23 protein-coding genes are annotated in these 23475 nt (G+C 73.1%); 12 read left to right on the top strand and 11 right to left on the bottom strand.

Annotated elements, in window-relative coordinates:
- Positions 1–36: 36 nt before the first annotated feature.
- On the bottom strand, positions 37–384 hold the full coding sequence (locus tag AMK16_RS10820) for a hypothetical protein (RefSeq protein WP_073912498.1): 348 nt from the start codon (positions 382–384) through the stop codon (positions 37–39).
- 54 nt (positions 385–438) lie between these two features.
- Between AMK16_RS10820 and AMK16_RS10815 the strand changes: the two genes are divergently transcribed.
- Entirely contained in the window at positions 439–1173 is a 735-nt protein-coding gene (locus AMK16_RS10815; RefSeq protein WP_073913601.1) for a uridine kinase family protein, read from the top strand.
- Between the two features lie 130 nt (positions 1174–1303).
- Here AMK16_RS10815 and AMK16_RS10810 read toward each other — a convergent pair whose 3' ends face one another.
- Entirely contained in the window at positions 1304–2008 is a 705-nt protein-coding gene (locus tag AMK16_RS10810) for a SigE family RNA polymerase sigma factor (RefSeq protein WP_073912494.1), read from the bottom strand.
- A gap of 185 nt (positions 2009–2193) precedes the next feature.
- Between AMK16_RS10810 and afsQ1 the strand changes: the two genes are divergently transcribed.
- The 3 genes from afsQ1 to AMK16_RS10795 are packed head-to-tail and all read left to right on the top strand — an operon-like array spanning position 2194 to position 4974.
- Positions 2194–2871, top strand: a complete 678-nt coding sequence (gene afsQ1, locus AMK16_RS10805) for a two-component system response regulator AfsQ1 (RefSeq protein WP_189970338.1) — start codon at positions 2194–2196, stop codon at positions 2869–2871.
- The gene (locus AMK16_RS10800) at positions 2868–4355 is read left to right on the top strand and encodes a sensor histidine kinase (protein ID WP_073912491.1); all 1488 of its coding nucleotides are present in this window, start codon (positions 2868–2870) and stop codon (positions 4353–4355) included. Before afsQ1 ends, AMK16_RS10800 begins: the two co-directional genes overlap by 4 nt.
- Positions 4339–4974, top strand: a complete 636-nt coding sequence (locus AMK16_RS10795; RefSeq protein WP_242438678.1) for a hypothetical protein — start codon at positions 4339–4341, stop codon at positions 4972–4974. The genes AMK16_RS10800 and AMK16_RS10795 overlap by 17 nt, the downstream gene beginning before the upstream one ends.
- Positions 4975–5421: 447 nt before the next feature.
- Here AMK16_RS10795 and AMK16_RS10790 read toward each other — a convergent pair whose 3' ends face one another.
- The 3 genes from AMK16_RS10790 to AMK16_RS10780 all read right to left on the bottom strand — a co-directional run bounded on the left by AMK16_RS10790 (position 5422) and on the right by AMK16_RS10780 (position 8499).
- Positions 5422–7077 carry a phospho-sugar mutase gene (locus AMK16_RS10790; RefSeq protein ID WP_073912487.1) on the bottom strand — a complete coding sequence of 552 codons (1656 nt, stop codon included), beginning with the start codon at positions 7075–7077 and terminating at the stop codon, positions 5422–5424.
- A 45-nt stretch (positions 7078–7122) separates the two neighbouring features.
- A complete protein-coding gene (locus AMK16_RS10785; protein WP_073912483.1) occupies positions 7123–7929 on the bottom strand; it encodes a purine-nucleoside phosphorylase in 807 nt (268 codons plus the stop codon).
- Positions 7930–8061: 132 nt separating this feature from the next.
- Positions 8062–8499, bottom strand: coding sequence for a gamma-glutamylcyclotransferase (locus tag AMK16_RS10780; RefSeq protein ID WP_073912479.1), 438 nt, complete (start codon positions 8497–8499; stop codon positions 8062–8064).
- Between the two features lie 230 nt (positions 8500–8729).
- Here AMK16_RS10780 and AMK16_RS10775 point away from each other — a divergent pair, with 230 nt between their 5' ends.
- Both AMK16_RS10775 and AMK16_RS10770 read left to right on the top strand, forming a co-directional pair.
- Positions 8730–10169 carry an NAD(P)H-quinone dehydrogenase gene (locus AMK16_RS10775; protein WP_073912477.1) on the top strand — a complete coding sequence of 480 codons (1440 nt, stop codon included), beginning with the start codon at positions 8730–8732 and terminating at the stop codon, positions 10167–10169.
- 211 nt (positions 10170–10380) lie between these two features.
- Positions 10381–11295: a DeoR/GlpR family DNA-binding transcription regulator gene (locus AMK16_RS10770; protein ID WP_242438704.1), complete on the top strand. Its 915-nt coding sequence runs from the start codon at positions 10381–10383 to the stop codon at positions 11293–11295.
- Between the two features lie 116 nt (positions 11296–11411).
- Here AMK16_RS10770 and AMK16_RS10765 read toward each other — a convergent pair whose 3' ends face one another.
- On the bottom strand, positions 11412–13172 hold the full coding sequence (locus AMK16_RS10765) for an acetyl/propionyl/methylcrotonyl-CoA carboxylase subunit alpha (protein WP_073912471.1): 1761 nt from the start codon (positions 13170–13172) through the stop codon (positions 11412–11414).
- 371 nt (positions 13173–13543) lie between these two features.
- On the opposite strand from AMK16_RS10765, the gene AMK16_RS10760 reads away from it, so the two are divergent.
- Positions 13544–13972 carry a hypothetical protein gene (locus AMK16_RS10760; protein ID WP_242438677.1) on the top strand — a complete coding sequence of 143 codons (429 nt, stop codon included), beginning with the start codon at positions 13544–13546 and terminating at the stop codon, positions 13970–13972.
- On the opposite strand, the gene AMK16_RS10755 is transcribed toward AMK16_RS10760, so the two are convergent.
- From AMK16_RS10755 to AMK16_RS10745, 4 genes are all read right to left on the bottom strand, one after another.
- Positions 13953–14573 (bottom strand): nucleoside triphosphate pyrophosphatase, encoded by a 621-nt coding sequence (locus AMK16_RS10755; RefSeq protein WP_073912468.1) that lies wholly within the window; start codon positions 14571–14573, stop codon positions 13953–13955. The two genes, AMK16_RS10760 and AMK16_RS10755, sit on opposite strands and share 20 nt — an antisense overlap.
- A 150-nt stretch (positions 14574–14723) precedes the next feature.
- Complete coding sequence (mmpB, locus tag AMK16_RS38070; protein ID WP_274535354.1) at positions 14724–14855, bottom strand: morphogenic membrane protein MmpB; 132 nt, start codon at positions 14853–14855, stop codon at positions 14724–14726.
- 124 nt (positions 14856–14979) lie between these two features.
- Positions 14980–15186, bottom strand: coding sequence for an acyl-CoA carboxylase epsilon subunit (locus AMK16_RS10750; RefSeq protein WP_199885427.1), 207 nt, complete (start codon positions 15184–15186; stop codon positions 14980–14982).
- A 15-nt stretch (positions 15187–15201) separates the two neighbouring features.
- Positions 15202–16794, bottom strand: coding sequence for an acyl-CoA carboxylase subunit beta (locus AMK16_RS10745; RefSeq protein ID WP_073912460.1), 1593 nt, complete (start codon positions 16792–16794; stop codon positions 15202–15204).
- A 131-nt stretch (positions 16795–16925) separates the two neighbouring features.
- On the opposite strand from AMK16_RS10745, the gene AMK16_RS10740 reads away from it, so the two are divergent.
- From AMK16_RS10740 to hutH, 5 genes are all read left to right on the top strand, one after another.
- Positions 16926–17792 (top strand): biotin--[acetyl-CoA-carboxylase] ligase, encoded by an 867-nt coding sequence (locus AMK16_RS10740; protein WP_073912456.1) that lies wholly within the window; start codon positions 16926–16928, stop codon positions 17790–17792.
- A gap of 350 nt (positions 17793–18142) precedes the next feature.
- The gene (locus AMK16_RS10735; protein ID WP_073912453.1) at positions 18143–19297 is read left to right on the top strand and encodes an adenylate/guanylate cyclase domain-containing protein; all 1155 of its coding nucleotides are present in this window, start codon (positions 18143–18145) and stop codon (positions 19295–19297) included.
- A gap of 26 nt (positions 19298–19323) precedes the next feature.
- Positions 19324–20118: an enoyl-CoA hydratase/isomerase family protein gene (locus AMK16_RS10730; RefSeq protein ID WP_073912449.1), complete on the top strand. Its 795-nt coding sequence runs from the start codon at positions 19324–19326 to the stop codon at positions 20116–20118.
- A gap of 89 nt (positions 20119–20207) precedes the next feature.
- Positions 20208–21323 (top strand): GGDEF domain-containing protein, encoded by a 1116-nt coding sequence (locus AMK16_RS10725; protein ID WP_073912445.1) that lies wholly within the window; start codon positions 20208–20210, stop codon positions 21321–21323.
- A gap of 141 nt (positions 21324–21464) precedes the next feature.
- Entirely contained in the window at positions 21465–23006 is a 1542-nt protein-coding gene (gene hutH / locus AMK16_RS10720) for a histidine ammonia-lyase (RefSeq protein ID WP_073912441.1), read from the top strand.
- A 91-nt stretch (positions 23007–23097) separates the two neighbouring features.
- Here the strand turns inward: hutH and AMK16_RS10715 are convergent, their stop codons facing one another.
- Complete coding sequence (locus tag AMK16_RS10715; RefSeq protein WP_073912437.1) at positions 23098–23460, bottom strand: hypothetical protein; 363 nt, start codon at positions 23458–23460, stop codon at positions 23098–23100.
- Between the last annotated feature and the right edge of the window lie 15 nt (positions 23461–23475).

Here is a 23475-nt window from a genome sequence, read left to right as displayed (position 1 = left end):
GGGCCTTCGCGTGCCGCCGTCGGGGCCCGGCGGGCCTCAGCGGGGGAGGACCGGCCCCAGCAGTGACGAGACGGCGGCGGTGGGCAGCTCGCCGACCGAGGAACCGCGGGTCAGGCTGCCGGTGACCATGCCCGTGCCGAGCGCGGGGAAGTCCGCGACCTTGGTGGCGACGCCGTTGTCCAGCGGGTCCACGCCCGTGTTGGCCAGCGGGTTCACCTTGAGGTTCGCGATCGGGTCGGCGATCCCCGACAGGGCCGCCGGGACGGAGAGTTCGCCGGCCTGCGCGCCGCCGGCGGCCATCGCCAGGGCCGCGCCGGCCATCGAGACCGTCAGACCGGCGGTACGGAGCCGGTGCGTTGCGGAAGGGGCTGCGTGACGTGCCATGGGGTTCCCGCCTGAGGTCGTGGTCGCGTGCGCACGCAGCGTAGTGGAGGTGTGATCCTGGATACCAACCGGCCACCGGGAGGATCCCCTACCCGGGGGAATGGTTCAGACTGGTGTCCCGTGAGCTCTTCCTCTCCTTCGCCGACCCGAGTCGTCCTCCTGACCGGTCCGTCGGGCTCCGGGAAATCCGTACTGGCCGCCCGGTCGGGACTGCCGGTGCTGCGCCTCGACGACTTCTACAAGGAGGGCGCCGACCCGACCCTCCCGCTGGTCGAGGGCAGCCGTGACATCGACTGGGACTCCCCGCGGTCCTGGGACGCCGAGGCGGCGGTCGCCGCGATCGCCGAACTGTGCGCGTCGGGGCGGACCGAGGTGCCGGTGTACGACATCGCCACGTCCTCGCGGACCGGCACCGAGTCGCTGGACATCGCACGGTCGCCGCGGACGCCGCTGTTCATCGCGGAGGGGATCTTCGCCGCCGACATCGCGGCGCGCTGCCAGGAACTGGGGCTGCTGGCCGACGCGATCTGCCTGCGGGGGCGGCCGTCCACCACCTTCCGGCGCCGGCTCGCCCGTGACCTGCGGGAGGGCCGCAAGTCCGTGCCGTTCCTGCTGCGCAGGGGCTGGCGGCTGATGCGGGCCGAACGGGGCATCGTGGCCCGGCACACCGCGCTGGGCGCCCACGCCTGTGGCCGCGACGAGGCGCTGGGCCGCCTGGCCGCCGCCGCGGCGGGCCGCCACCGCACGACGACCCCGGCCCAGGGCATGACCGGCCTCGCAGGCGTCTGACGGCCCGCGGACGCGAAGAGGCGGGACCGTGCGGACCCCCGGCCGCCCGATCCCGCCTCTTCCCCCCGCGGCCCCCGCCCCACCCCCGTAGGACGGGCCCCCTGGCCCGATGGCTCTTGTGTGGTGCGCCCTACGCGACGAGCTCCTCGAAGGACGCCGCCTCGTCACGGCCGAAGCTCAGCGCCTCGTCCTCCCGCAGACGCCGCAGCGAGCGCCAGATGCTCGACTTCACCGTGCCGACGCTGATCCCGAGGATCTCCGCGATCTCCGGGTCCGTCCGGCCCTCGTAGTACCGCAGCACCAGCATCGTGCGCTGCGGCTCCGGGATCCGGGCCAGCGCCTGCCACAGCACCGCGCGCAGCTCCGTACCGCGCATCGCGTCCGTGTCCGTGGCCGTCTCCGGCAGTTCCTCCGTCGGGTACTCGCTCAGCTTCCGCCGGCGCCACGCGCTGATGTGCAGATTCGTCATCGTGCGCCGCAGGTAACCGCCGACGGCGGCCTTGTCGCTGATCCGGTCCCAGGCGCGGTACGTGGAGAACAGTGCGCTCTGCAGCAGATCCTCGGCCTCGTGGCGGTCGCCGGTGAGGTGGAAGGCCGTCGCGTAGAGGGCGGCCCGCCGCTCCTGCACGTACGCCGTGAACTCGGCCTCCGAAGTGGCGGAGGGCGAACCGGACGGGGCCGCAACGGCGGAGGGCCGGTAGGTGTTCGCGTCGATGGCCACCACGTGCGACGGCCGGGGACGGGCGACCGTCACCGAACGGGCACCCGCCCGACGGTTCACATCGTGCAGCCGCGTGACGACCGCGCTGGTGGTCGTGCTGTGCAGCGTGTTCATCTCGCGCCCCCCGTCGTGGAGTCTGCTTCGTTTTCGGTTCCGTGCTTTTGTTCGCTGACAGAAGACTGCCCGGCCGACTTAACCGGGGTGTCCGCCGACTGTCACAGCCCTGTCACAGCGGCCCGGGCGCGATCCGGTGGCCCTGGCGGTCGAACTCCCGTCGGCCGATGGGACAGAATGAGCCCGTGCCCTTCCTGTTGCTGATCGAGGACGACGACGCCATCCGCACGGCCCTCGAACTCTCCCTGTCCCGCCAGGGCCACCGTGTGGCCACCGCGGCGACGGGCGAGGACGGCCTGAAACTGCTGCGCGAGCAGCGGCCGGATCTGATCGTGCTGGACGTGATGCTGCCCGGGATCGACGGTTTCGAGGTGTGCCGGCGGATCCGCCGCACCGATCAGCTGCCGATCATCCTGCTCACCGCGCGCAGCGACGACATCGACGTCGTCGTCGGCCTGGAGTCCGGCGCCGACGACTACGTCGTCAAGCCCGTCCAGGGACGCGTCCTCGACGCCCGCATCCGTGCCGTACTGCGCCGCGGCGAGCGCGAGTCCAGCGACTCCGCGAGCTTCGGCTCGCTCGTCATCGACCGCTCCGCCATGACGGTGACGAAGAACGGCGAGGACCTCCAGCTCACCCCGACCGAGCTGCGGCTGCTGCTGGAGCTGAGCCGCCGTCCCGGACAGGCCCTCTCCCGCCAGCAGTTGCTCCGCCTCGTCTGGGAGCACGACTACCTGGGCGACTCCCGGCTCGTCGACGCGTGTGTGCAGCGGCTGCGCGCCAAGGTCGAGGACGTGCCGTCCTCGCCCACCCTGATCCGGACCGTCCGGGGCGTCGGGTACCGCCTGGACTCCCCGCAGTGATCCGGGCGCTGCTCGCGGGCCGGCGCTGGACCAGCCTGCGGCTGCGGCTCCTCGTCGTCTTCGCCCTGGTCGCACTGACGGCAGCGGTCTCCGCTTCGGGGATCGCGTACTGGCTCAACCGCGAGGCGGTCCTCACCCGCACCCAGGACGCCGCCCTCGGCGACTTCCGCCAGGAGATGCAGAACCGGGCCGCCGCGCTCCCCGCCGATCCCACGGCAGAGGAGATCCAGCGGACCGCCGAGCTGATGGCGGGCAGCAGCCCCGGCTACAGCGTGCTGCTGGTGCAGGAACTGAAGGACCACCGGCAGGTGTCCGGCGCGGCGGGGCCCGACGCCTTCGGGCTGGACGACGTACCGAAGTCCCTGCGGCACGCGGTCGACGACCGGCAGAAGACGACGGCGGCGAACGACTCCGAGTACCACGTCTACTGGCAGCGGACCAAGCCGCACGGCAACCCGTACCTCGTCGGCGGCACGCGCATCGTGGGCGGCGGGCTGACCGGCTACATGTACAAGTCGCTCGCCCAGGAGCGGGACGACCTGAACGCGCTGGCCTGGTCGCTGACCATCGCGACCGGTCTGGCGCTGCTGGGCTCCGCGCTGCTGGCGCAGGGCGCGGCCCGCACCGTGCTCAAGCCCGTGCAGCGGCTCGGCGACGCGGCGCGCCGGCTCGGCGAGGGCGAGCTCGACCACCGGCTGGACGTGCGGGGGACCGACGAGCTGGCCGACCTGTCGCACACCTTCAACAAGACGGCGGAGGCGCTGGAGAAGAAGGTCGCCGACATGAGCGCGCGCGAGGAGTCCAGCCGGCGCTTCGTCGCGGACATGTCGCACGAACTGCGCACACCCCTGACGGCGTTGACGGCTGTCGCCGAGGTGCTGGAGGAAGAGGTCGACCACCTCGACCCGATGATCGCGCCGGCGGTGGCGCTGGTCGTCAGCGAGACGCGGCGCCTGAACGACCTCGTGGAGAACCTGATGGAGGTCACCCGCTTCGACGCGGGCACGGCCCGGCTGGTGCTGGACGACGTGAACGTCGCCGACCAGGTGACGGCCTGCATCGACGCGCGGGCCTGGCTGGACGCGGTCGAACTCGACGCCGAGCGGGGCATCGTGGCGCGCCTCGACCCCCGCCGCCTCGACGTCATCCTCGCCAACCTGATCGGCAACGCGCTCAAGCACGGGGGCTCGCCGGTGCGGGTCTCGGTGTCCGTGGAGGGGGAGTGGCTGGTGATCGCCGTCCAGGACAACGGCCCGGGTATCCCGCAAGAGGTCCTGCCGCACGTCTTCGACCGCTTCTACAAGGCCAGTGCCTCGCGGCCGAAGTCGGACGGCAGCGGGCTGGGCCTGTCGATCGCCGTGGAGAACGCGCACATCCACGGCGGTGACATCACCGCCGCCAACGCTCCCGGCGGCGGGGCGCTGTTCACGCTGCGGCTGCCGGTGGACGTGGGGAAGGTGATCGAGGGTGAGCAGGACGCGTAGGACCCTGCCGGTGGCGCTGGCCGCGCTGGCCGCGCTGGTGGTGCTGGCCGGCCTGTCCGGCTGCGGCATCAGGGCGACGACCGTTCCGGTGGACGTGGGCGCGGCGCCTTCCCGGGTCTCGTGCGACACCCCGGCTCTGCCGGCCGGGCAGAACGGGGTGCAGGGCTTCCGGGCCACGGTGGAACTGGTCTGCGGATCGCAGCTGGTGGGCGTGGAACGGGTGGTCCCGGTCCCGGAGAAGCGGGTCCTGCGCGATCCCGTGGCACTGGTCGCGCAGGCGCTGCTGGAGGCGCTGGAGCGGACACCGTCCGCGGAGGAGCGGGACGCAGGCTTCACGACCGGGGTCCCCTCGGGGCTGACGGCGGTCGCGCCGAGGCCGGGGGACCCGGCGGGCACGGTGCGGCTGAGCCGCAAGCCGGAGGACCTGCCGCCGGTGGCGCTCTCGCAGATCGTGTGCACGCTGTCGGGCAGCGAGGCGGTATCGGCGGGGCCGGGGCCGGTGGTCCTCGGCGGCCCGGACGCGGACCCGCCGCGGACGTGGGAGTGCACGGAGGCGGTCCGCTCCCGGCCGGAGTCGGTGCCGACGCTGGGTGAGATCGTCCGCCCCGGCCCTTCCTGACGGCGCTCGCGCGGTCCGGCGACGGAGCTCCGCCCCGGCTTTCGCGCCGGTGCGCCGGGATCCGGACGGCGTGTGGCCGGACGGCGCCGGATCGCGTGCGAGGGCCCGGATCAGTCGCGTGCGGCGGGCCCGGACCAAGGGTCGCGCCCGGGCCCGCCCCCCGCTCGGGCGGGTGAGCGGCCCGGCTGCCGGGCGCAGGGACCCGACGCGTCCGGCCGCGGCCGTCGCGATGACCTGCGCTTCGAGGTCCGCGACGCGGAGCGGTCGGCCGCGGCGGTGCGTGGCGCGGTCGGTATCCGGCCTCGCCGGGGACCGGCGAGACGCCGACGGCCCCCCGAGCCGGAGCTCAGGAGGCCGACGGACGGAGTGCGGCCGCAGCGGCTCACCCGAAGCCGGGAGAGCGCCGGGGCCGAGCCGTGCGGGGGGAGCGCACGAAGGACCGGGCGGCTAGATGCCTGCCGCGGCGGCCAGGTCCTTCTTGATCGCGTCCAGGATCTCCTGGCCGCGCGTGCGGGCCGAGGGCAGGTCCTGGGCGCCGGCCACCGGGACCACCACTTCCAGGTAGCACTTCAGCTTCGGCTCCGTGCCGGACGGGCGGACGATCACCCGGGCCTTGTGGTCGCCGTCCAGGTGGTACCGCAGCCCGTCCGTCGGCGGCAGGGACTGCGTGCCCCGGTTCAGGTCCTGCGCCGAGACGACCGACAGGCCGGCCAGGGACACCGGCGGATGCGCCCGCAGCCGCGCCATCGCCGAGGCGATGACCGACAGGTCCGAGACGCGGACCGACAGCTGGTCGGTGGCGTGCAGGCCGTGTGTGACCGCCAGGTCGTCCAGCAGGTCGGTCAGGGTCCGGCCCTGCTCCTTGAGCTCCGAGGCCAGCTCCGCCACCAGCAGCGCGGCGGTGACGCCGTCCTTGTCGCGGACGCCCTCCGGGTCCACGCAGTAGCCGAGGGCCTCCTCATAGCCGTAGCGCAGGCCCTGCACGCGGGCGATCCACTTGAAGCCCGTCAGGGTCTCCTCGTAGCCGACGCCCGCGGCCTCCGCGATCCGGCCGAGGAGCGAGGAGGACACGATGGACTCGGCGAAGACGCCCCGCGCCCCCTTGCCCACCAGATGGGCGGCCAGCAGCGCGCCGACCTCGTCGCCGCGCAGCATCCGCCAGCCGCAGGCCGAGGAGGCGTCCGGGACGGCCACCGCGCAGCGGTCCGCGTCCGGGTCGTTGGCGATCACGATGTCCGGGTGGACCTGTGCGGCCTTGGCGAAGGCCAGGTCCATCGCCCCGGGCTCCTCCGGGTTGGGGAAGGCCACCGTCGGGAAGGCCGGGTCCGGTTCGGCCTGCTCGGCGACCAGGACCGGCTCGGGGAAGCCGGCGCGGGCGAAGGCCGCCAGGACGACGTCCTTGCCGACGCCGTGCATGGCCGTGTAGACGGTCCGCACGCCCCGGGGGGAGCCGGCCGTCAGGACGTGGTCCGTACGGGCCAGGTAGGCATCCAGGACCTCGTCGCCCAGGTCCTCCCAGCCGGACTCCGGGCGGGGGACCGAGGCGAGGGTGTCCACGCGGCCGATCTCCGCGGCGATGTCGGCGTCGGCCGGGGAGACGATCTGCGAGCCGTCGCCGAGGTAGACCTTGTAGCCGTTGTCCCGGGGCGGGTTGTGGCTGGCGGTCACCTCGACGCCGGCGACGGCGCCCAGGTGCCTTATGGCGTACGCCAGGACGGGCGTCGGCAGCGGACGGGGCAGGACGGCCGCACGCAGCCCGGCGCCGGTCATCACGGCCGCGGTGTCGCGGGCGAAGTCCGCGGACTTGTAGCGCGCGTCGTAGCCGACGACGACCAGGCCGCCGGCGTGGCCCTGGGCCTTGAGGTAGGCCGCGAGGCCCGCCGCGGCCCGGATGACCACGGAGCGGTTCATCCGCATGGGGCCCGCGCCGATCTCGCCGCGCAGTCCGGCGGTGCCGAACTGCAGCGTGCCGCGGAAGCGGTCGGCGAGCTCGGCGGTGTCGCCCGCCTCGATGAGCCCGGCGAGTTCCGCCGCGGTCTCCGGGTCCGGGTCCTCCGCCAGCCAGGCCCGGGCCCGGGTGATGAGGTCGTCCTGTTCCTGCACTACTTCCGCCTGTCTCTCGTGGCTCTCGTACGGACGCCCGGTGCCTCAGATGCGGGCGAGGACCTGGGTCAGCAGCGTGCCCATGCGCGCGGCCGAGTCACGGCCGGCCTGGAGCACTTCCTCGTGGTTCAGCGGCTCGCCGGAGATGCCCGCCGCCAGGTTGGTGACCAGGGAGATGCCCAGGACCTCGGCGCCGGCCTCGCGGGCGGCGATCGCCTCCAGCACGGTGGACATGCCCACCAGGTCCGCGCCCATGACACGGATCATGTTGATCTCGGCCGGGGTCTCGTAGTGCGGGCCGGGGAACTGCACGTAGACGCCCTCTTCGAGGGTCTCGTCGATCTCCTTGCACATCGCGCGCAGGCGCGGCGAGTACAGGTCGGTGAGGTCGACGAAGTTGGCGCCCACGATCGGCGAGGTGGCCGTCAGGTTGAGGTGGTCGCTGATCAGGACGGGCTGGCCGGGCTTCATGCCCTCGCGCAGACCGCCGCAGCCGTTGGTCAGGACGACGGTCTTGCAGCCGGCGGCGACGGCGGTGCGCACGCCGTGGGCGACGGCGGCGACGCCGCGGCCCTCGTAGTAGTGGGTCCGGCCGAGGAAGAGCAGCGCGCGCTTGTCCCCGATCTTGTACGAGCGGATCTTGCCGCCGTGGCCCTCGACGGCGGGCGGCGGGAAGCCGGGCAGCTCGGTGACCGGGAACTCCGCCTCGGGGGCGCCGAGCGCCTCTGCGGCGGGGGCCCAGCCGGAGCCCATGACGAGGGCGACATCGTGGGTCTCGGCGCCGGTCAGCTCGCGCAGGCGGGCGGCTGCGGCGTCGGCGGCGGCGAAGGGGTCGATAACAGATGCGTTCACGCCGACGAGCGTAACCGCTCCGTGCCTACGCGCGTAGATGGCACAGCTCACGGTGTTCGGATCGTTGTCTTGTCGTTTCCGACCAAGGGCCCGCCGCGACCCGCCGGGGGCCCGCGCGGTCCCCCGCGGGGATCAGCAGGGACGCTTGCGCAGTTCCATCACGTAGTCGTGCGGGGCGCCCGCGGACTCGGCGGCGTCGGCGATCTCGCCCAGGTAGCGGGCCGAGGGCAGGCCGCCCTCGTAGCCGTTCAGGACGTACATCCAGGCCGCCTCCTCGCCCTCCAGCGTGTGCACGCGCACCCGCATCCGGCGGTAGATGTCGAGCCCGACGCCCTCCCAGCGGTCCATGGAGTCCTCGTCCAGCGGCGCGATGTCGTACAGGGCGACGAAGACCTGGTGGCGGGGGGCTTCCACGACCGTGGCGAGTGCGCCCTCCCAGCCCATCTGCTCGCCGCCGAAGGTCAGCCGCCAGTCGTTGATCCAGCCCGTGCCGCGCAGCGGCGAATGGGGGGCGCGGCGCGTCATCAGCCGCGGGTCGAGGTTGCCGGCGTACGCGGCGTAGAGCGACATGAGGTCGAGGGTACGGGAGGGGTGGCCGTGGCGGTGCTCCGGCGGCCGGACGGCCCTCGCCGGCCACGGCGGGGGCCCCGGTACGCCCGGATGGAGGCCGGCGCGGGGACCGGGCGCGAAGCACCTCGGAGCGTGCGGGACAATGGAGCACGGAATGCATCCCCCGGGGAGACCCCCCGGAACACCGGACGGGGCGGCAGCCGGCCCGGTAGACGTGAGGCGGACTTTTCGTGACCCGGATCGTGATCATCGGCGGCGGACCCGGCGGGTATGAGGCGGCCCTGGTGGGAGCCCAGCTCGGCGCGGAGGTGACCGTCGTGGACTGCGACGGCCTGGGCGGCGCGTCCGTCCTGACCGACTGCGTACCCTCCAAGACCCTCATCGCGACCGCCGAGGTGATGACCACCTTCGACTCGTCCTACGAAGAGCTGGGCATCGTCGTGGCGGACGACACCCCGCACATCGAGCAGGCCGCCCGCGTGGTCGGCGTGGACCTCGGCAAGGTGAACCGGCGCGTCAAGCGCCTGGCCCTCGCCCAGTCGCACGACATCACCGCCTCCGTCACCCGGGCCGGCGCCCGCGTGATGCGCGGCCGCGGCAAGCTCGGCGGCCCCCAGGGCATCGACGGCACCCGGGACGTCATCGTCACGGCCGCCGACGGGTCGGAAACGATCCTGACCGCGGACGCCGTGCTGATCGCCACCGGCGGACACCCCCGGGAGATCCCGGACGCGATGCCCGACGGCGAGCGCATCCTCAACTGGACCCAGGTCTACGACCTGGAGGAGCTCCCCGAGGAGCTCATCGTGGTCGGCTCCGGTGTGACCGGCGCCGAGTTCGCCGGCGCCTACCAGGCCCTCGGCTCCCGGGTGACGCTCGTCTCCTCCCGCGACCGCGTGCTGCCGGGCGAGGACCCCGACGCCGCCGCCGTCCTGGAGGACGTCTTCCGCCGCCGCGGCATGAACGTCATCGGCCGCTCGCGCGCGGAATCCGCCAAGCGCGTCGGCGACCGGGTCGAGGTCACGCTCGCCGACGGCCGGGTGCTCAGCGGTACGCACTGCCTGATGGCGGTCGGCGCGGTCCCCAACACCGCCGGGATGAACCTGGAGGAGTCCGGGGTCCGGCTCAAGGAGTCCGGGCACATCTGGACCGACAAGGTCTCGCGCACCTCCTCCCCGGGCGTCTACGCGGCCGGCGACGTCACCGGCGTCTTCGCGCTCGCCTCCGTCGCGGCCATGCAGGGCCGCATCGCGATGTACCACTTCCTCGGCGACGCGGTGGCCCCGCTGAACCTCAAGACGGTCTCCTCGAACGTCTTCACCGACCCCGAGATCGCCACCGTCGGCTACACCCAGGCCGACGTGGACGCCGGCAGGATCGACGCGCGTGTGGTCAAGCTCCCGCTGCTGCGCAACGCCCGCGCCAAGATGCAGGGCATCCGGGACGGCTTCGTGAAGCTGCTCTGCCGCCCGGGCACCGGCATCGTGGTGGGCGGCGTGGTCGTCTCCCCGCGCGCGAGCGAGCTGATCCACCCCATCTCGATCGCGGTCGACAACAACCTGACGGTCGAGCAGATCGCAAACGCGTTCACCGTGTACCCCTCCCTGTCCGGTTCGATCGCCGAGGTGGCCCGCCAGCTGCACTCGCGCAAGGTCGCCGGCGAGGCCTGAGGACGGCCAACCGCCGCCCGCCGCAAGGGCTTTGAGGCGGGGCGGTCGGCCGTGGCCGAACGTTCACCCAACTCTCAAGCCGCGTATACCACTGGTCGTCCCGCTTTACGGACAACTTCGGTATTCCGGCGCAAGGAGCTGAAAGCAGACGGTCGTTGGGGTTACTGTCAGTTTCGTGTTCGCTGCAGAACGTCGCCAATTGATCCTCGAAATGGTGCGGGCCAACGGAGCGGTATCGCTCCGGGAGCTCGCCCGCGTCGTCCAGACCTCCGAAGTGACCGTACGGCGGGACGTGCGGGCGCTGGAGGCAGAAGGACTCCTCGACCGCCGGCACGGCGGTGCGGTCTTGCCGGGCGGTTTCACGCGGGAGTCCGGCTTTCCGCAAAAGTCCCATCTCGCGACGGCGGAGAAGACCGCCATCGCCGATGTCGCCGCCTCCCTCGTCGAAGAGGGCGAGGCCGTCGTCGTCGGCGCGGGCACCACGACCCAGGAGCTGGCCCGCCGGCTCGCCCGGGTGCCCGGCCTGACCGTCGTCACCAACTCGCTGCTCGTCGCCCAGGCCCTGGCGCACGCCAACCGGGTGGAGGTGGTGATGACCGGCGGCACCCTGCGCGGGTCCAACTACGCCCTCGTGGGCAGCGGAGCCGAGCAGTCCCTCCAGGGGCTGCGGGTCTCCCGCGCCTTCCTCTCGGGCAGCGGCCTGACGGCGGAGCGGGGCCTTTCGACTTCCAACATGCTCAGCGCGAGCGTGGACCGGGCCCTCGTCCAGGCAGCGGCGGAGGTGGTCGTCCTGGCCGACCACACGAAGCTCGGCACGGACACCATGTTCCAGACGGTGCCGACGGACGTGATGACCCGCCTGGTGACGGACGAACCCCCACCGCACGACGACCGCGCGGCGACGGAGCTCCAGGCGCTGGCGGACCAGGGGGTCCAGATCACGGTCGCCGGCGCGGCCGCGGCCGGCGCGGTCGACGGTATGCAGGGACGCCGGCCCCGGCGGGAGTCCCCCCTGCCGGTCCAGCGCCGCGGGGCCCCCACCGCCCAGCTCCGCAGCGCGCCCGCCTCGATGCTGGAGCAGCAGGCCGGCGAGCGGGCGAGGGTGGCGGACATGCGGCGCCGGTAGAGGCGTCCCGGGTCCGCGCCCCGGGCGGCCCGCCCGGAGGAAAACGCCCGCCGGAGGAAAACGCCGGCGGGGCTGCTCGTGCAGCCCCGCCGGCGTTCGCGTGTGCGACCCAGGCGTCAGTCCTTGATCTCGCAGATCGTCGCGCCGGAGGTGAGGGACGCGCCGACCTCGGCGGTGAGGCCGACGATGGTGCCGGAGCGGTGCGCGTTCAGCGGCTGCTCCATCTTCATCGCTTCGAGTACGACGATGAGTTCGCCCTCGGTGACCTGCTGGCCCTCCTCGACGGCGACCTTGACGATGGTGCCCTGCATCGGGGAGGCCAGGGTGTCGCCCGAGGCGGCGGGGCCGGACTTCTTGGCAGCGCGCCGCTTGGGCTTGGCACCGCCGGCGGCCGCCGTACGGGCCAGCGTCATGCCGAGCGAGGAGGGCAGCGAGACCTCCAGGCGCTTGCCGCCGACCTCGACGACGACCGTCTCGCGGCCCGGCTCGTCCTCGTTGTCCTCGGCGGCCGGAGCCGTGAAGGCCGGGATCTCGTTCACGAACTCGGTCTCGATCCAGCGGGTGTGGACCGTGAAGGGCCCCTCCGCCGGTGCGAAGGCCGGGTCGGTGACGACGGCGCGGTGGAAGGGGACGGCCGTGGCCATGCCCTCGATCTCGAACTCGGCGAGCGCCCGGGCGGCGCGCTCCAGGGCCTGCCGGCGGGTGGCGCCGGTGACGATGAGCTTGGCCAGGAGGGAGTCCCAGGCGGGTCCGATGACGGAGCCGGACTCGACGCCGGCGTCCAGGCGGACACCCGGGCCCGTGGGCGGGGCGAAGCGGGTGACGGTGCCGGGGGCGGGCAGGAAGCCGCGGCCCGGGTCCTCGCCGTTGATGCGGAACTCGATGGAGTGACCGCGCAGGACGGGGTCGCCGTAGCCGAGCTCCTCGCCGTCGGCGATGCGGAACATCTCGCGGACCAGGTCGATGCCGGAGACCTCTTCGGTCACCGGGTGCTCGACCTGGAGACGGGTGTTGACCTCCAGGAAGGAGATGAGGCCGTCGGCGGAGACGAGGAACTCCACGGTGCCGGCGCCGACGTAGCCGGCTTCCCTGAGGATGGCCTTGGAAGCGGCGTAGAGCTCGGCGTTCTGGGCCTCGCTCAGGAAGGGCGCGGGCGCCTCCTCGACGAGCTTCTGGTGGCGGCGCTGGAGCGAGCAGTCGCGGGTGGAGACGACGACGACGTTGCCGTGCGAGTCCGCCAGGCACTGGGTCTCGACGTGGCGGGGCTTGTCGAGGTAGCGCTCGACGAAGCACTCGCCGCGCCCGAAGGCGGCGACGGCCTCGCGGACGGCGGAGTCGTAGAGCTCGGGCACCTCTTCGAGCGTACGGGCGACCTTCAGGCCGCGGCCGCCGCCGCCGAAGGCCGCCTTGATGGCGATGGGCAGACCGTGTTCCTTGGCGAAGGCGACGACCTCCTCGGCCCCCGAGACGGGGTCCGGGGTGCCGGCCACCAGGGGCGCGCCGGCCCGCTGGGCGATGTGGCGGGCGGCCACCTTGTCGCCGAGGTCGCGGATCGCCTGCGGCGGCGGGCCGATCCAGATCAGGCCCGCGTCGATGACAGCCTGCGCGAAGTCGGCGTTCTCGGAGAGGAAGCCGTATCCGGGGTGGATGGCGTCCGCACCGGAATCGGCTGCGGCCTGCAGGACCTTGGAGATGTCCAGGTAGCTGGCGGCCGGGGTGTCACCGCCCAACGCGAAAGCTTCGTCGGCCGCGCGGACGTGCAGAGCGTCCCGGTCCGGATCGGCGTAGACGGCTACGCTCGCGATCCCGGCATCCCGGCAGGCCCGAGCAACGCGGACAGCGATTTCGCCACGGTTGGCGATGAGCACCTTGCGCACGATGGCTCCCTCCTTGAAACAAGCTGAGTTTAGGGACAGCCCACACGGCCTTTCGACCCTTATCCAGAGGTGACCTTGCCCACACGGAGTGTGATTCGAGTCCACCTCGAGGCGAAGAAACCCTTGTGGCGCCCCAGGTCAGGGGGATCCCCGACTGCACATTAGCCCTCCCGTGTAGCGAAGGTCTCTGTGCGGCGGGTCAGCGGCCCCGGGCGATTCTTTGTCGAGTCCCTACGAACGGCCCACGTTTTCTTTGCGTGATCGCCATCCTGGGGTGCCTACCGTAACGAAGCGGCCCGCACCCCTTGTCCGCAGGTTTACCCGTTAGTAGCCTCCAGGCGTCGAACAGGCTTGTGACGAGTGGGGGGGGCGTGGTGCTGCGCAGACTCGTGGCCGCACTGGCCGCGATCGTGCTCGTCGCGGAAGCGGCGGTGCTGGTGCTCGTCCACATCGTGCTCGGCGCGACCACCGCGAACCAGTCGATGGCGATCGCGGGCAGCGATCCGGATGTCATGTCCAAGGCGACCTACGTCCTCGGAGCGGGCATCGGGGCCTTCCTGCTGCTGTGCGCCGTGCTCGCCGCCCTGTCGGCGCTCCGCGACCGGGCCCCCGGCACCTTCGCGCGCATCGTGCTCGTCGCCGCCGCCGTCACCCACGGGGTCCTCGGCATCCTCGCCGTCGCCCTGGTCGGCTGGGGCGCCTTCGCGGTGATGATGCTGATCCTGTGTCTCCTGGTCCTGACCCTGATGCTCTACGCCGCCCCGTCGCCGTACCGGGAGCTCACGCCCACAAATCCGTGATGGACACGCCCAGTTCCCCCAGCAGGGAGCGCAGCAGCGGCAGCGACAGCCCGATCACGTTGCCGGGGTCCCCGTCGATGCCCTCGATGAACGGCGCCGACAGCCCGTCCAGCGTGAACGCCCCCGCTACGTGCAGCGGTTCGCCGCTCGCCACGTACGCCGCGACCTCCGCGTCCGTCGGTTCGCCGAAGCGGACCGTCGTGGAAGCCGTCGCCGAGACCTGGCGGCCGCCTGCCGTGTCGATCACGCAGTGCCCCGTACGCAGCACGCCCGCCCGCCCGCGCATGGACTTCCAGCGTGCGGTGGCATCGGCGGCGTCCACGGGCTTGCCCAGCGCCTCGCCGTCCAGCTCCAGCACCGAGTCGCAGCCGATCACCAGGGCGCCCGCCGCCTCGTCCAGGGCCGCCACGACCCCGGCCTTGGCCTCGGCCAGCGCCAGCGCCAGCCCGGCCGGCTCGTCGTGCGCCAGCGTGTCCTCGTCGAAGCCGCTGACGATCACGTGCGGGGCGAGCCCGGCCTGCCGCAGCAGGTTCAGCCGGGCGGGGGAGGCGGACGCGAGGACGAGCTTGCGGCCGTTTGCGGGCAGCGGGGTGACGGTCATGGGCCCATCGTAGGGGGGCACCGGATCCTGCCGCAGACCGCCCGGACGGGGGACGCGGGCGCCGCGCCACGCGCCCGCGGCGTCCCTCCCGGGGCACGCCGGGGACACGCCGGATCCGCCGAAGGCACCCCGGGCCCCCGGGCCGTCCCCTCAGAAGCCCACGCCCAGCACGTACACGACGACGAGCATGGCGAGGGCGAGCACCAGGGTCATCCGCCGCACCATCGCCTGCGCGTCGCGCATGTCCTTCGGGGGCTCGTTCTCGGGATCGGACCACAGCATGCTCCGATCCTGACCCCGGCAAGGGGGTGGCGCCTGAGTACCCGTACTCAGGCGCCACCCCCCGTTCACGTCATCCTCTCCCCGGGCCTCGCACAAGCGCCCGCAGGAGGTGGCGGGGTGACGGCTAGCCCGGCCAGTACGTACGGCCCCACGCGCGCGGACCCGGCGTCCGCAGCCGGTGCCGGGCCACCCGGGCCGGCGTCGACCACTCGTCGGGCACCGGCGGCGGCTCCGACGGCACGGCGGCCAGCGCCGCCGCGCGCGCCTGGACCACTGCCAGTGCGGCGGCCAGCTCCTCCGCGGTGGGATTCCCCTTGACGACCTTGATCACCACAGGACCGACCTCCTAGAGCGGGATGTTGCCGTGCTTCTTCGGCGGCAGGGACTCCCGCTTGGTGCGCAGTTGCCGCAGCCCCTTGACCACGTGCGCCCGCGTCTCGGACGGCATGGTCACCGCGTCGATGTAACCGCGCTCGGCGGCCGTGTACGGGTTCAACAGCGCGTCCTCGTACTCGGTGATCAGCCGGGCGCGGGTGTCCTCCAGCTCCTCGGGAGCCGTTTGCGCGATCGTGCGCCGGTGCAGGATGTTCACCGCGCCTTGAGCGCCCATGACGGCGATCTGCGCGGTCGGCCAGGCCAGGTTGAGGTCCGCGCCGAGGTGCTTGGAGCCCATGACGTCGTACGCGCCGCCGAAAGCCTTGCGGGTGATGACGGTGATGAGGGGCACGGTGGCCTCCGCGTACGCGTAGATCAGCTTGGCCCCGCGCCGGATGATCCCGTTGTACTCCTGGTCCGTACCCGGCAGGAAGCCCGGGACGTCCACGAAGGTCAGCACCGGGATGTTGAAGGCGTCGCAGGTCCGGACGAACCGTGCCGCCTTCTCCGAGGCGTCGATGTCCAGGCAGCCGGCGAACTGCATCGGCTGGTTGGCGACGATGCCCACCGGGTGTCCCTCGACCCGGCCGAAACCGGTGAGGATGTTCGGCGCGAAGAGCGACTGCGTCTCCAGGAACTCCGCGTCGTCCAGCACGTGCTCAATAACAGTGTGCATGTCGTACGGCTGGTTCGCACTGTCCGGGATCAGTACGTCGAGCTCCCGGTCGGCGTCGGTGACCTCGGTGTCGGCCTCCTCCGGGAAGGCGGGCGCCTCGGCGAGGTTGTTCGACGGCAGGTACGCCAGGAGGGACTTCACGTACTCGATGGCGTCCTTCTCGTCACCCGCCATGTGGTGCGCGACGCCGGACGTGCTGTTGTGCGTGCGCGCACCGCCCAGCTCCTCGAAGCCCACGTCCTCGCCGGTGACCGTCTTGATGACGTCGGGGCCGGTGATGAACATGTGCGAGGTCTGGTCGACCATGACCGTGAAGTCGGTGATGGCGGGCGAGTAGACGGCGCCGCCCGCGCAGGGCCCGACGACGAGGCTGATCTGCGGGATCACGCCGGAGGCGTGGACGTTGCGGCGGAAGATCTCGCCGTACATGCCCAGCGCGCTGACGCCTTCCTGGATGCGGGCGCCGCCGGAGTCGTTGATGCCGACGACCGGGCAGCCGGTCTTCAGGGCGAAGTCCATGACCTTGATGATCTTCTGGCCGTAGACCTCGCCGAGGGCGCCGCCGAAGACGGTGAAGTCCTGCGAGAACACCGCCACCGGGCGGCCGTCCACCGTGCCGTAGCCGGTGACGACGCCGTCGCCGTAGGGGCGGGTCTTCTCCAGTCCGAAGTTGGTGGAGCGGTGCCGGGCGAACTCGTCCAGCTCGACGAAGGACCCTTCGTCCAGCAGCAGGGCAACCCGCTCACGCGCCGTCAGCTTGCCCTTGGCGTGCTGCTTCTCCACGGCACGCGCGGATCCGGCGTGGGTGGCTTCGTCGATGCGGCGCTGCAGATCCGCGATCTTGCCCGCGGTGGTGTGCATGTCGATCGGCTCTGACGGTTGTGACATCGGGGTCGCGGCTCCCTGCGTGGTGTCAACGGCCTGGTCAATTGATTGACTACTGCTGGCTACTGGTGCGTAGCGTATCGGCGGGCATGGCGCTCGGCAGTGCGGCGTTTGACACACCTACTGTGGCTTGCATGACGCCTTCAGATGCATCAACGGGAGCTTCCGCCGGACGCTGGTCCAGTCTGGACCGCCCGCCGCTGAACGCCGCCGGCCTGCGGCGGGCCCTGGTCACCGAGGGGGGACTGTGGTCCTCCCTGGAGGTCGTGTCCTCCACGGGCTCCACCAACAGCGACCTCGCGGGGCGGGCCGCGCACCTGCCCGAGGGGGCCGTGCTCGTCGCCGAGGAGCAGACCGCCGGGCGCGGTCGGCTCGACCGGAGCTGGGTCGCGCCGGCCCGGTCCGGACTGTTCTTCTCCGTCCTGCTCAAGCCGGGCGACGCGGTGCCGCAGGAGCGGTGGGGGTGGCTGACCCTGCTGGCCGGGGTGGCCACCGCGACGGGGCTGTCCCGGGCCGCGGGCGTGGACACCGCGCTCAAATGGCCCAACGACCTGCTGGTGGCCGTGGACGGCGAGGAGCGCAAGGCCGGCGGGATCCTCGCCGAGCGGGTGGCCGACGGCGTCGTGATCGGGATCGGGCTCAACGTCACCCTGACCGAGGACGAGCTGCCGGTGCCGGCCGCCGGGTCGCTGGCGCTGGCCAAGGCCACCGTGACCGACCGCGACCCGCTGCTGCGGGCCGTACTGCGCTCCCTGGAGCAGTGGTACGGGAACTGGCGCGCCTGCGGCGGCGATCCGGCCGCGAGCGCCCTGCAGGAGACCTACGCGGCGGGCTGCGCCACCCTCGGCCGCCACGTCCGCGCGGAGCTGCCCGGCGGCCGCACGCTCACCGGAACGGCCGAAGCGATCGACACCGACGGGCGACTGGTGATCCGTACGGCCGAGGAGACGCACGAGGCGGTGGGCGCGGGTGACGTGGTCCACCTGCGTTCCGTCCACTGACCCCGGCCCCCGCCCGCCGCGCCCCCGTGCCCCCGCCCGCCGCGCGGCCGCCCCTCACGCCCGCTCCGTGCGAGAAAACCCGCCCCGCGGACGAGTCGGAGGGGCGCCGCCGGGGCAGGCGCCGGAGCGGGCGGGGGAACGCGCGCAGGAAACGCGAGGTACGGGCGTTCCCGGGCCCGTAGGGACCACCCGGGTCCGGCAGGAGGCGCCCCGCGGCCGGACCGGGCCGCAATGGCGGGGAGGGGGAGTGAGCTACGGCACACCTGCCGTATGGTTTAGGCGATCCCGGTACTCCTGGTGATCACCCGGTTCGGCAGGCAGTGCGCACGGAAATGGACAGGAGGCGGCCCTTGACCGTCGACGACCCTACGTCCAGCGCGTCCGCCCCGGGGCCCTCCGGTCCCGGCACCCCGATCGGGCGCGGCCAGCACACCCCGCACCACGAGGTGGACCACACGGCGCAGCCGACCGCCGACCCCCTCGCGATCCGGCTGGAGCAGCTGATCCTCGGCGCCGAGCGCCGCTACACCCCCTTCCAGGCCGCCCGCAGCGCGGGCGTCTCGATGGAGCTGGCGTCCCGCTTCTGGCGGGCCATGGGATTCGCGGACATCGGGCAGGCCAAGGCCCTGACGGAGGCGGACGTGCTGGCGCTGCGCCGGCTCGCGGGCCTGGTGGAGGCCGGGCTGCTGTCCGAGCCGATGGCGGTGCAGGTGGCGCGCTCCACCGGGCAGACCACGGCGCGGCTGGCGGAGTGGCAGATCGACTCCTTCCTGGAGGGCCTGACGGAGCCGCCGGAGCCGGGGATGACCCGTACGGAGGTCACGTACCCCCTGGTGGAGCTGTTGCTCCCGGAACTGGAGGAGTTCCTCGTCTACGTGTGGCGCCGCCAGCTGGCGGCGGCGACGGGGCGCGTGGTGCAGGTGGCGGACGACGAGGAGATGGTCGACCGGCGGCTCGCGGTGGGCTTCGCCGACCTGGTGGGCTTCACCCGTCTGACCCGGCGGCTGGAGGAGGAGGAGCTCGGCGAGCTGGTCGAGGCCTTCGAGACGACGGCGGCGGACCTGGTGGCCGCGCACGGCGGCCGGCTGATCAAGACGCTGGGCGACGAGGTCCTGTACGCGGCGGACGACGCGGCGACGGCGGCGGAGATCGCGCTGCGGCTCATCGAGACGATGGAGGCCGATCCCCAGATGCCCGAGCTGCGGGTGGGGATCGCCTTCGGCACGGTGACGACCCGGATGGGCGACGTGTTCGGGACGACGGTGAACCTGGCGAGCAGGCTGACCTCGATAGCGCCGAAGGACGCGGTCCTGGTGGACGGTGCGATGGCCGAGGAGCTGGGCCGCATGGGCGCCGCCCCGGTGTCGGAGAAGGAGGCCGAGTCGCAGGAGGGCGGCGGCGGGTACCGCTTCGCGCTCCAGCCGATGTGGCAGCGGCCGGTGCGCGGGCTGGGTGTCGTGGAGCCCTGGTCGCTCACGCGGCGGACGCCTAAGATCCCCGGGTAACGTTCGTTAACCGGGAGGGTCCTGTCGTGTCGCAGTCCGAGTCGCAGTTCGTGGCGGTACGTCGGCACGAGGGCGGGGTCGCGGAGCTGGTCCTGGACCGCCCCAAGGCCATGAACGCGGTGTCGACGCAGATGGCCCGCGCCATCGGAGCGGCTTGCGCCTCGCTCGCCGCGGACGACTCGGTGCGGGTGGTGGTGCTGTCCTCGACCGCGGAGCGGGCCTTTTGCGTCGGGGCGGACCTCAAGGAGCGCAATTCCCTGTCGGACGCCGAGCTGGTGCGGCAGCGGCCGACCACGCGGGGCGCGTACGGGGGCGTACTGGAGCTGCCGGTGCCGACGATCGCGGCGGTGCACGGCTTCGCGCTCGGCGGCGGCTTCGAGCTGGCCCTGGCCTGCGATGTGATCGTGGCGGACGAGACGGCCGTGGTGGGCCTGCCCGAGGTCTCGGTGGGCGTGATCCCCGGCGGCGGGGGCACCCAGCTGCTGCCGCGCCGGGTGGGTGCGGCCCGGGCGGCCGAGCTGATCTTCACGGCGCGCCGGGTGGGGGCGGCCGAGGCGCTGTCCCTGGGGCTGGTGGACTCGGTGGTCGCCGCGGGACGGGACACGGCCGAGGCGCTGGCGCTGGCCTCGCGGATGGCGGCGAACTCCCCGGTGGGGCTGCGGGCGGCCAAGCGGGCGCTGCGGCTGGGGCACGGGATGGACCTGGCGGCCGGGCTGGAGGTCGAGGACGCGGCCTGGCGGACGGTGGCCTTCTCGGGCGACCGGGCGGAGGGCGTGGCGGCCTTCAACGAGAAGCGCAAGCCGAACTGGCCCGGCCACTAGCGGCTCCGGAGCCCAGGTTTGTGATCTTGATGGCGGCGAATGGCGCGCCAATTGTCACTAAATCGGATAAAAGTGCTTAGCCTGGGGTGATGGGAGTTGACGGGCGGCTGCGAGCCGTGGTGTGCCTCGCACAGGCGATGGCCGCGGCGTGCGCGCCGCGGGACAGTGTGCGGGCGGCCGCGCGGGGGGCGCGGGTGGCGCTGGACGGCTCCTTCGCCGCGATCTCCGCGTGGGAACGCGAACGGGGGCGCCTGCGGGTGCTCGTGAACGAAGGCGAGCGCCGGGCGGGGGAGGAGGAGTTCCCCGACGACGAGTCCTACCCCGTGCACGACTTCCCCGAAGTCACCGAATTCCTGCACGAGCGCTGGGCGGGCGGCGGCGGCCCGCACGCCTGGGTGGAGAGCGCCGTCGGCGACCGGCCGGGCCGGCGCGGGGAGGCCCTGCGCCGGCGCGGTCGCGGCACCTGCGTGGTGGCGCCCATCGTGCTCAGCGGGCGCGCCTGGGGAGAGCTGTACATCGCCCGGGACGAGGGCCTGCCCGACTTCGACGAGGACGACGCCGAGTTCGCCACCGTGCTCGCGGCCGTGGTGGCGGCGGGGCTCGCCCAGAGCGAGCGGCTGGCGGAGGCCCGGCGCCTGGCCTTCACCGATCCGCTGACCGGCCTCGCGAACCGGCGGGCGGTCGACATGCGGCTGGACGAGGCGCTGGAGGAGCACCGGCGGACCGGGGCCGTCGTCAGCCTCGTGGTCTGCGACCTCAACGGCCTCAAGCGGGTCAACGACACCCTGGGCCACGCCATGGGCGACCGGTTGCTGGAGCGGTTCGGGTCGGTCCTGAGCCTGTGCGGGGCCATGCTGCCCGGGGCGCTGGTGGCGCGCCTGGGCGGTGACGAATTCTGCCTGGTGGGGGTGGGTCCGACGGCGGACGAGGTGGTGCGGGTCACCGAGGAGCTCTGCGCCCGGGCCGCCGAGCTGGAGCTGGGTGAGGGCGTGGCCTGCGGGGTCGCCTCCACCGGGGACCCGATCGGCCTGGTGAAGTCCTCCCGGCGGCTGTTCCGGCTGGCGGACGCCGCCCAGTACAAGGCGAAGGCCGCGCGCTCGCCGAAGCCGGTGGTGGCCGGCCGGGACACCGCCGTGGTGCGCCTCGCCGACGCGGCCCAGGCCGCCGCCTCGGGCGAACGCCGGCGCTTCCGCGGCCGCGGGTAGCAGCGGCGTACGACCGCCCGCGCCGGGTGGTGGGTGCGCACCGATGCCGGTGGAAGGGTAAGGGGTCCTCCACAGGCTGACTCGTGACACATTCGGCTAGTGACATGAAGCGATTCAATCCGTAGGGTGCTGAATATGGATATGCACACTGTCGTGGTGGGGACGTCCGGTACCACCGCCGAGGACGTCATCGCCGTGGCCCGCGGCAACGCGCGGGTCGAGCTGTCCGGCGAGGCGCTCGACGCGCTCGCCCGCGCCCGGGAGATCGTCGACGCGCTCGCCGCCAAGCCCGAGCCCGTCTACGGGGTGTCCACCGGCTTCGGCGCCCTCGCCTCCCGCCACATCAGCCCCGAGCTGCGCGCACAGCTCCAGCGCAACATCGTCCGCTCGCACGCCGCCGGCATGGGGCCGCGCGTCGAGCGGGAGGTCGTCCGCGCGCTGATGTTCCTCCGCCTCAAGACCGTCGCCTCCGGGCACACCGGCGTACGGCCCTCCGTCGCCCAGACCATGGCCGACGTGCTCAATGCCGGGATCACCCCCGTCGTCCACGAGTACGGCTCCCTCGGCTGCTCCGGCGACCTCGCCCCGCTGTCCCACTGCGCGCTCGCGCTGATGGGCGAGGGCGACGCGCAGGGCCCGGACGGAACCGTCCGCCCCGCCGGCGAGCTGCTCGCCGAGGCCGGCATCGAGCCCGTCGTGCTCCGCGAGAAGGAGGGCCTGGCCCTCCTCAACGGCACCGACGGCATGCTCGGCATGCTGGTCATGGCCCTCGCCGACCTCGGCAAGCTCTACACCAGCGCCGACATCACCGCCGCGCTGACGCTGGAGGCGCTGCTCGGCACCGAGAAGGTCCTCGCGCCCGAGCTGCACGCCATCCGCCCCCACCCCGGCCAGGGCGCCTCCGCCGCGAACATGGCCGCGGTACTGAACGGCTCCGGGCTCACCGGGCACTTCCAGGAGGAGTCCGCGCCCCGCGTGCAGGACGCCTACTCCGTGCGCTGCGCCCCCCAGGTGGCCGGCGCCGGCCGCGACACCATGGCGCACGCCGCCCTGGTGGCCTCCCGCGAGCTCGCCGCCGCCGTGGACAACCCGGTGGTCCTGCCCGACGGCCGCGTCGAGTCGAACGGCAACTTCCACGGCGCGCCGGTCGCCTACGTACTGGACTTCCTGGCCATCGCGGCCGCGGACCTCGGCTCCATCGCCGAGCGCCGCACCGACCGGCTCCTCGACAAGAACCGCAGCCACGGCCTGCCGCCCTTCCTCGCGGACGACGCCGGCGTGGACTCCGGGCTGATGATCGCGCAGTACACGCAGGCCGCCCTGGTCAGCGAGATGAAGCGGCTCGCGGTTCCCGCCTCCGCCGACTCGATCCCCTCCTCCGCCATGCAGGAGGACCACGTCTCCATGGGCTGGTCGGCCGCCCGCAAGCTGCGCACCGCCGTCGACAACCTGACCCGGATCATCGCCATCGAGCTGTACGCGGCCACCCGCGCCATCGAACTGCGCCACGGGCTCACGGCTGCTCCGGCCAGCCTGGCCGCGATCGAGGCCGCCCGTGCGGCCGGTGTGCAGGGCCCGGGGCCGGACCGTTTCCTCGCCCCCGACCTGGCCGCCGCGGAGGAATTCATCCGTACGGGTGCTCTGGTCGCCGCGGTGGAAGGGGTCACGGGCCCGCTCGCCTGACCCACCGGATGTACGCCGCAGGGCCGTCCCGTCACCGGGCCGGCCCTGCGGGCGTTCGCGGCGCCCGGTCCGGCGCGCCCCGCCGCGCGCTCTACAGGGCGCGGGAGCGGCGTACGGAGAAGGCGACGCAGCCGGCCCCCACGCCGAGGCAGAGCGCACCGCCCATGAGGTAGGGGGTGGTGTCGACGGAACCGGTGTTCGCGAGGGTGAGGGGCGCCGGCCGGGCGTCCGTCTCCGCCTCAACCTCCGCCTCGGCCTCCGACAGGACCCCGGGCCGGGCCTGCGTGTGCAGGGAGGTCAGGGTGGCCGTCCGGCCGCTGTCGGCGGCCGCGGGCACGGCAGCGTCACCCACCCCGAGCCCTGGTGCGGTGGCGTTGGCCGAGGGGACGAACCAGAGGGCGGCGAGAAGGGTGCTCGCTCCGAGAGCGGTGAGCAGCGGTCGGCGTGCGGACACGGTGCGATCCCCCTT

It is taken from the genome of Streptomyces sp. CB00455 (assembly GCF_001905445.1).
Classification (GTDB): Bacteria; Actinomycetota; Actinomycetes; order Streptomycetales; family Streptomycetaceae; genus Streptomyces.
The sequence above is the reverse complement of the archived record's forward strand: the minus strand, read 5'-3'. Positions and strand labels throughout refer to the sequence as shown.